Genomic DNA, 7,478 nt, shown 5'->3' with positions numbered 1-7,478 from the left:
CCGGGCGCCCGCGCGCCGAGGGCGCCGAGGGCATCGCGGCCGGCGCCGCGACACTGGAGCAGTATGCCGAATTGGGCCCGGTGCACCGGGGCAAGAGCCTGCAAGGCGATATCGGTGCGACCGATTTCATGGTGTGGGAGCCGCGCGGCGTCGTCCTCGCGCTGACCCCGTGGAACGATCCGGTCGCGGTGTCGTGCGGACTGATCGGTGCCGCCCTGGTCACCGGCAACACGGTGGTGTACAAGCCGAGCGAGCGGGCGCCGCACACCGGTGCGCTGCTGGGTGAACTACTCGCCCGCGCGCTGCCCGAGGGCGTGCTGCAGACAGTGCAGGGCGACGGCGCCGTCGGTGCCGCGCTGGCCGCCCGCACCGATATCGATGTCGTCGCGCATGTCGGCGCCACCGCGACCGGACGGTCGATCGCGCGGAGTACGGCGGCGACCGGCGCGAAGGCTCTGCTGGAGAACGGCGGTAACGACGCACTGGTGATCGATGCCGGTGTGGACCCTGGATGGGCCGCCGAGCAGGCCGCGCTCGGCGCGTTCGCGAACTCCGGCCAGATCTGTGTGTCGGTCGAGCGGATCTTCGTCCACGAGGCGATCGCGCAGCCGTTCCTGACGGCGCTGGTCGCGGCGGCCGAGGCCCGGACTCTGGCGCCGCTGGTCGACCGCCGCCATCGCGATCTGGTGCACGCGCAGGTGGACGCGGCGGTGGCCGCCGGAGCCGAATGCCTGACCGGCGGGGCCGTGCCCGACGGCGCCGGGGCGCATTATCCGGCCACGGTGCTGGCCGGTTGCACTCCGGATATGCGCATCATGCGTGAGGAGACCTTCGGCCCGGTCGCGCCGGTGCGGCAGGTCGAATCCTTCGACCGAGGACTCGCGGAAGCGGCCGGGGACGAGTACGGGCTGGCCGCGACCGTGCTGACGCCGTCGCTGTCGCATGCCCAGCGTGCCTGGCGGGAACTGCCGGTGGGCACGGTGAAGATCAACGCGGTATTCGGTGGGGCGCCGGGCGGCGCGGCACACCCCCGCCGCGCCAGCGGAACCGGCTACGGGTACGGACCCGAACTGCTGGACGAGATGGCGCAGACCAAGGTCGTCCACGTGAACTGCGCGCCCCGGTGAACCCGGTGTCCGCCGCCGCGCCGGACGTACCCGCCGCGCCCCCCGCCCGGCCCGGCCGAACGGAGCGCGCGTCGGCCACGCGGGTACTGGTGACCGGTTGGTCCAGCTTCGTGCACGGGGAGGCGACGGCCGGGGATGTGCTGAGTATGCGCCATGTGAGCGAAAGCCTCACCGCCGCCGGGATACCGCACGATACGGCGTGGAGCCCGCGGTTCCGGGCCGAGGCGTTGCATCTCGAGGATGCCGACGCCGGCCGCTACTCGCATCTGGTCTTCGTCTGCGGGCCCATCCACGGCGAACAGGTCCGCGCGTTACACGAACGGTACGCGACCTGCCGGCGTATCGCGGTCGGGGTCACCGTGGTGGACCCGGCCGACGCGGCGGTCACCGGTTTCCACCGGGTGCTGGCCCGCGACGATCGCACCACCAGCCGGCCCGATCTCTCCGTAGCGGCGACCACCGCCTGTGTCGCGGTGGCGGGTGTGGTGCTGGCGCCCGGACAGACCGAATACGGTGCCGCGCGCCGACATCGCCCGGTGCACGAGGCCCTCGGGCGCTGGCTGGCGGGCCTCGATTGTGCCCGGGTGCCACTGGATACCAGGCTCGCCACCGACGACTGGCACCACTGCGCCACCCCGGACCAGCTCGCCTCGGTCTTCTCCCGCCTCGATGCCGTTGTCACGACCCGGCTGCACGGCCTGGTGTTCGGGCTGCGCGCCGGGACACCGGTGCTGGCGGTGGATCCCGTCGCCGGTGGCGGGAAGGTCACCGCCCAGGCGACGGCGCTGGGCTGGCCCGCGGTCGTGGCCGCGGAGCGGGTCGCGGATCCGGACACGCTGGACCGCTGGTGGACGTGGTGTCTGTCGCCGTCCGGGCGGGAACGGGCGCGACGGCAGAATCTGCCCGCGGCCGACGCGCTGACCGGCGAGCTGCTCGGCGAGCTGCGCAGGGAAGCACAGGCATGAACGCGCCGGGCGGCGGCCCGAAGACCACGGTCGTGATCGCGACTCGCAATCGTGCCGGGGAGCTGGCACGTACCCTGACCGAATTGTGCGCGCTGCGGCCGCGACCGCCGATCGTGGTGCTGGACAATGCCTCCGACGACGACACCACCGGACGAGCCCGGAGCTTTCCGGGGGTGAAGGTCATCCGGTTGCACCGCAATCTCGGAGCGGCGGCGCGCAACCTCGGCGTCGCCGTCGCCCGCACCCCGTACGTCGCGTTCAGCGACGACGATTCGTGGTGGGCCGGTGACGCGCTCACCGAGGCCGAACGGGTGCTCGACAGCTGCCCGCGACTCGGTCTCGTCGCGGGGCGCACGCTGGTGGGCGGCGACCACCGCGACGACCCGGTCAACGAGCAGATGGCGGCCAGCCCGCTGGGACATACCGCCGAACTGCCCGGTCCCTCGGTGCTCGGCTTCCTGGCCTGCGCCGCCATCGTGCGCCGGGAAGCGTACCGGGAGGCCGCCGGGTTCAGTACGCTGCTGCATTTCGGCGCCGAAGAGCGCTTGCTGGCAATGGACCTGGCGGCCCGCGGCTGGCATCTCTGCTATGTGCCCACGGTGCGTGCCCACCATCATCCCTCTACACACCGTCCCCCGCCGGGGTGGCGGCGCCGGGCCGAACAGCGCAACAACGCGCTGATCACCTGGATGCGGCGTCCGATCCGGCAGTGCGTCGCCGAAACCGCCCGGCTGCTGGGCCGGGCCGTCCGTGAACCCGGAGCGCTGCTGGCGGTGGCGGGCGTGGTCCGTCGTCTGCCGTGGGCGCTGGCGCAGCGGCGCCGGCTACCGCCGGACATCGAGAGCCGGGCCAGGATCCTCGAACTCGCCGACGGAAGGAAGTGAGCCGATGGCCACCGATCGGATGACGGTCGTCATCATCACCCGCGACCGGTGTGCCCAGTTGCTGGAAACGCTGGCGCATATGACCGCACTGCCCGACGCGGCGCCGATCGTCCTGGTCGACAACGCGTCCTCCGACGGCACCGCCGACGCGGTGGCCGCCCGCTTCCCCTCGGTCGAACTGATCCGCGCCTCGGAGAATCTCGGCGCGGTGGCCCGCAATATCGCGGTCCAGCGGGCGCGTACACCCTATGTGGCGTTCTGTGACGACGATACGCAATGGCAGCCGGGCGCATTGACCCGCGCCGCGGACCTGCTCGACGAATTCCCGGGTCTGGGCTCGGTGACCGGTCGCTGCCTCGTCGCACCCGACCTGCGCGAGGACCCGATCACTCCTGAACTACGGGATTCCCCGGTCTCCGGCCCACAGTGGTTACCGGGGCCGGCGCTGCTCGGGATCATGGCCGGACTGTCCGCTTTCCGGGTCAGCGCGTTCACCGAGGTCGGTGGTTTCTCGCCGCGGTTGTGGTTCGGTGGCGAGGAGGAACTGCTGGCATTGGATCTCGCGGCACACGGCTGGTGGATGTGCTGGATCCCGGACATGGTGATCCACCACGCTCCTTCCGGGATAAGGGATTCGACGCGTCGTCGGGGCCTCGGGATCCGGAACACTCTGTGGACGCTGTGGTTGCGCCGCCCGGTACGCAGCGCGGCCCGCCGGACCGCGGTGGTGCTGGGTTCCGCTCCGGCCGACCGGGCGACCGCTGCGGCTGTCCTGGAGACCTTGCGCGGCCTGCCCTGGGTACTGCGGGAGCGCAAGGTCGTACCGCCGCGTGTGGAAGAGGGCCTCGTCCGGCTGGAGGAGTCGCAACGCCGCTCTCCGGCACGTCGCTACGTGGGCTGACGGCCGGGCGCCGGGGACTCAGCGGCAGAGGAGCCGAAGGGGTGCGAGGTGGTGTCCAGGTTTGTGCCCGAGACCGCCCAGGATCAGCTGCTCCTCGGGTGCCGCGGCACGGACCGGCGGCCCTTGCGGCCACCATTCGTCCAAGGGCGTCAATCCGGGCTCCACCAGATCCAGCGAGCCGAAGAGCGCGCGGATGTGCTCCGGGCTGCGGTACCGTCCGGATCCGAATTCCTCTTCCATCTGGGCCCGTTCGAGTGCGCGGGCGAGTTCGTGGAGTTCCGGGTGGCCGGGGCCGGGATCGCAGTAGTGAGTGATCGCCACGTACGAACCGGCGGGGAGCAGATCGATGTAGCGGGCCACGATGCCCGCCGGATCGTGGTCGTCGCCGAGGTGGTGCAGAACCGCGCCCAGCAGGACCGCGACCGGCTGCCGCAGGTTCAGGTAACGGCCGACCTTGTCCATTGTCGCTGCGGGATCGGTGAGATCGCCGGGAAGGTAATGGGTATTGGCGTTGCGTTCCAGCATCACCCGGCCGTGGGCGACGCAGAGCGGGTCGTTGTCGACATACACGAACTCCGCGTCGCCGCGCCCGCATTCCTGCGCCACGATATGGAGGGGATCGCGGGTGGGCAGTCCGGCGCCGAGATCCAGGAATTGCCGCACCCCGGCACCCTCGGCCAGCGATCGTACGGCGCGGGTCAGCCAGCGCCGGTTCATGATATGGACCTCGCCTTGCCGGGGCGCTATTCGCCGGATCCGCTCGAAGGCCGAGCGGTCCACCTCGTAATTGTCCTTGCCGCCCAGGCTGTAGTCGTAGACGCGGGGGATGCTGGGCCGGTCGGTGTCCGCGCCGACCGGCCCGGCACCGAGCGAGAGGGCGGTCTCGGTCATCATCGCGCCTCCATTACGTACCGAACGGTCGCCCTCTGAGGGGCTCATTCGAATGTAACACGGCAACACTATTTATGGTTGTGTTGCCAACGGCGGCCGATGATTACAACGGCGCCGACGTCTACGCGCGGCCCCATATCGAGGGTCTTGTAGCCCGCGAACTCGGCCGCGCATAGTCGGACACCATGCCAACGAAAACAATCCCGCCCTGGTTCCGCGGCGCGCCGGCGACCGTCCTCGTCGGGACGGCACTGGCCGTGACCGGCGCTCCGGCCGCCTCCGCGGTTCCCGTGCAGACCGCCCCGGCCGCAGCTGTTGTGCCCCTGATCGATTCGGGATCGTCGTCCGGTTCGGGCTATCTCCTGGAAGCCGCACTCGACGCTCTCGGCGCGCTGACCGGTTCGAAGCCGACCTGCTGGGGCGACGTACCGGCGGTGTGACGCCCGCTCGCCGGGCCGAACGCGTAGTCGTGGCTCGGTGGTGCCGGAAAGCGTGACACTGGAGAGGTGTCCATCAAAACGCTGTCGTCCAGAGTCGTCTACCGGAATCCGTGGCTGTCGCTGCGCGAGGATCGAATCGAGCACGCGGACGGCTCGCCCGGGCTCTACTCGGTGGTCGACAAACCCGACTTCGCACTCGTCATCCCCTGGGAGAACGGCGGGTTCCACCTCGTGGAGCAGTACCGCTACCCCGTACGGGCCCGGTCGTGGGAGTTCCCGTCCGGAGCCTTCCCGGAGGGCGTGACCGGCAGTCCGGCGGAACTGGCCGCGGCCGAACTCGCCGAGGAAACCGGATTCACGGCGGGCCGGCTGGAACAACTCGGCCGATTGCACTGCGCGAACGGGATGACCGGGGAGAGCTGTCACGTGTTCCTCGCCACCGAGCTGACACCCGGCGAACCCAACCGCGAGCCCACCGAACAGGATATGCGCCAGAGCTGGTTCCCCGAGTCGGAGGTGGAGGCGATGCTGCGCGCCGGGATGCTCACCGACGGCCCGTCCATGGCTGCCTACCTGCTGCTGAAACTCCGCGTGTAGACGCCTGCCGGATCGGCACCGGCCGGACGACCCACCAGGCGACCGTAGTCCATATCGATGCCAGCAGAACCGAGCCGAGAAGGTCGGTGGGGTGGTGCGCCCCGGAATACACGCGCTGCGCCGCGACGAGGGCGGGGATCAGGATCATCGCGGCGGCGAGAAGCCGATACGGCCGCCGGCGCGTGGAATACCACAGCAGTGCGGCGCTGCCTGCGTAAAGAGTGAGGGAAGCGGCGAGATGTCCGGAGGGAAAGCTCGCGGTCGGCGGCAGTGGGGGGTCGAGCGGGGTGATTTCGGGGCGTGGGCGGTCGACGATCGCGGAGGCGGTGAGGAACAACGTGATCTCGCCCAGCAGCGCCACGCCGAGAAACAGTACCGGTCGCCGGCTGCGCAGAACGGCCACCGCGAGTACGGCGATGATCAGGGCGGCGGTGATGACCGCGGTGGTGTTGCCGAGCTCGCCGAACACGTCGAGCGCAGTGGTGAGAACGGGACCGCGGTGCGCGGCCAGTGCGGCCAGGACACGGTGATCCCATCGGGCGACCGGGTTGCCGGTTCCGGCGATGCTCACCAGCTTGCCCAGCCCGATGAGCAGCCCGACGAGCAGGACCCACGCGACCGTGAGTTCGCCCAGCCCGCGCCAGGGGTGAGGCATCGTGGGGAGGTGCTGTCGCGGGACAGGCCGCAGGTCGTCTCGATCGTCCGGCTCTACATCGCCGGGTAGCGGCCCGGTGTCGCCGAGACCGGCCTCACCACGCCAGCGGTGGAACGCGACGGTGATCGCGGCGAGCCACAGCGACCCGAGCAGCCAGCCTGCCACGACATCGGTGAGGTAGTGCACACCCAGCGCCACCCGGCTGAGCCCGACAGCCACCACGAGTAGAACCGCGCACCCGGTGACCACGCGCCGGGCTCTCGTGTGTAGAACGGGTGTGAACACCAGCAGGAGAATGCCGTAACACACCAGGGAACCCATCGCGTGCCCACTGGGGAAGCTCCATCCGTCCGTGCGATAGACCGGAGTTTCCACCACCGGCCGTAACCGCGCGACGAGCTCTTTGACGACGGGGTTGAGGATCAGCCCGCCCGCGCCGGTGAGCACCACGAGTACGGCCAGTCGTGGGAGGCGGCGCAGGAGCAGCCAGAGTACGGCCACGGCGAGCACCCCGGTCATCGTGAGCGTCGCACCGAAATCGGTGACTGCGGTGAGCACATCGCGCGCGATCGGGTGTTCGGCGACCACGGCGGTCACCCGGTCGGCGACCGCTTGATCCGCGGCCTGCAACGGTTGCCACCGCACCCGGATCAGCGCGGTGAGCACTCCGAACCCGAGACCGGCGCCCACCGTGGCGAGTAACGCCGCGGCGCTGCGGACGGCGAATCGTTCTGTGGCCGTGCGGGTTCGCGCCGGGCCGCCGTGCCGCTCGACGCCCGTCGCGGCATCTTCGTCGCGCCGGTCGACAGACAACGCAACACCTCCTGCTCTCGGGTGCGCCCCGGTCGCGCGGCGCAATCGTGCGGCGGACCACCGGGATCGGTTCGGTTCGGATGTGATCGGTCGTCCACGAATTCCCCGAAATCGGTACCGCAATCGGTTCATCGCCGCACTCGTCCGCCGCGGGGCGGCAGGTGTATGCGACTCCGGCCGCACATCCCCGTCCTGTCGGGAAAGA

Annotated in this window: 8 protein-coding genes; 6 read left to right on the top strand and 2 right to left on the bottom strand. The window is 70.5% G+C overall.

The genetic code is table 11. The features are described 5' to 3' along the window. From NS4_RS07230 to NS4_RS07215, 4 genes are all read left to right on the top strand, one after another. The coding region (locus tag NS4_RS07230; protein ID WP_063058723.1) for an aldehyde dehydrogenase family protein at positions 1-1,127 on the top strand (1,127 nt) is incomplete at its 5' end. Positions 1,128-1,132: 5 nt separating this feature from the next. Beyond that, on the top strand, positions 1,133-2,092 hold the full coding sequence (locus NS4_RS07225; RefSeq protein ID WP_245665153.1) for a polysaccharide pyruvyl transferase family protein: 960 nt from the start codon (positions 1,133-1,135) through the stop codon (positions 2,090-2,092). Beyond that, positions 2,089-2,976 (top strand): glycosyltransferase family 2 protein, encoded by an 888-nt coding sequence (locus NS4_RS07220; protein WP_063058722.1) that lies wholly within the window; start codon positions 2,089-2,091, stop codon positions 2,974-2,976. The genes NS4_RS07225 and NS4_RS07220 overlap by 4 nt, the downstream gene beginning before the upstream one ends. Positions 2,977-2,980: 4 nt before the next feature. Beyond that, complete coding sequence (locus tag NS4_RS07215; protein ID WP_063058721.1) at positions 2,981-3,877, top strand: glycosyltransferase family 2 protein; 897 nt, start codon at positions 2,981-2,983, stop codon at positions 3,875-3,877. A gap of 18 nt (positions 3,878-3,895) precedes the next feature. Here the strand turns inward: NS4_RS07215 and NS4_RS07210 are convergent, their stop codons facing one another. Next, a complete protein-coding gene (locus tag NS4_RS07210; RefSeq protein WP_063058730.1) occupies positions 3,896-4,768 on the bottom strand; it encodes an SAM-dependent methyltransferase in 873 nt (290 codons plus the stop codon). Between the two features lie 185 nt (positions 4,769-4,953). Between NS4_RS07210 and NS4_RS07205 the strand changes: the two genes are divergently transcribed. Both NS4_RS07205 and NS4_RS07200 read left to right on the top strand, forming a co-directional pair. Beyond that, entirely contained in the window at positions 4,954-5,208 is a 255-nt protein-coding gene (locus NS4_RS07205) for a hypothetical protein (protein ID WP_063058720.1), read from the top strand. 66 nt (positions 5,209-5,274) lie between these two features. Beyond that, positions 5,275-5,805, top strand: coding sequence for an NUDIX domain-containing protein (locus NS4_RS07200; protein WP_245665151.1), 531 nt, complete (start codon positions 5,275-5,277; stop codon positions 5,803-5,805). Here NS4_RS07200 and NS4_RS07195 read toward each other — a convergent pair. Then, entirely contained in the window at positions 5,753-7,273 is a 1,521-nt protein-coding gene (locus tag NS4_RS07195) for a phosphatase PAP2 family protein (RefSeq protein ID WP_063058719.1), read from the bottom strand. The two genes, NS4_RS07200 and NS4_RS07195, sit on opposite strands and share 53 nt — an antisense overlap. Positions 7,274-7,478 lie beyond the last annotated feature (205 nt).

It is taken from the genome of Nocardia sienata NBRC 100364 (genome assembly GCF_001613205.1).
Lineage (GTDB): Bacteria > Actinomycetota > Actinomycetes > Mycobacteriales > Mycobacteriaceae > Nocardia > Nocardia sienata.
The sequence above is the reverse complement of the archived record's forward strand: the minus strand, read 5'-3'. Positions and strand labels throughout refer to the sequence as shown.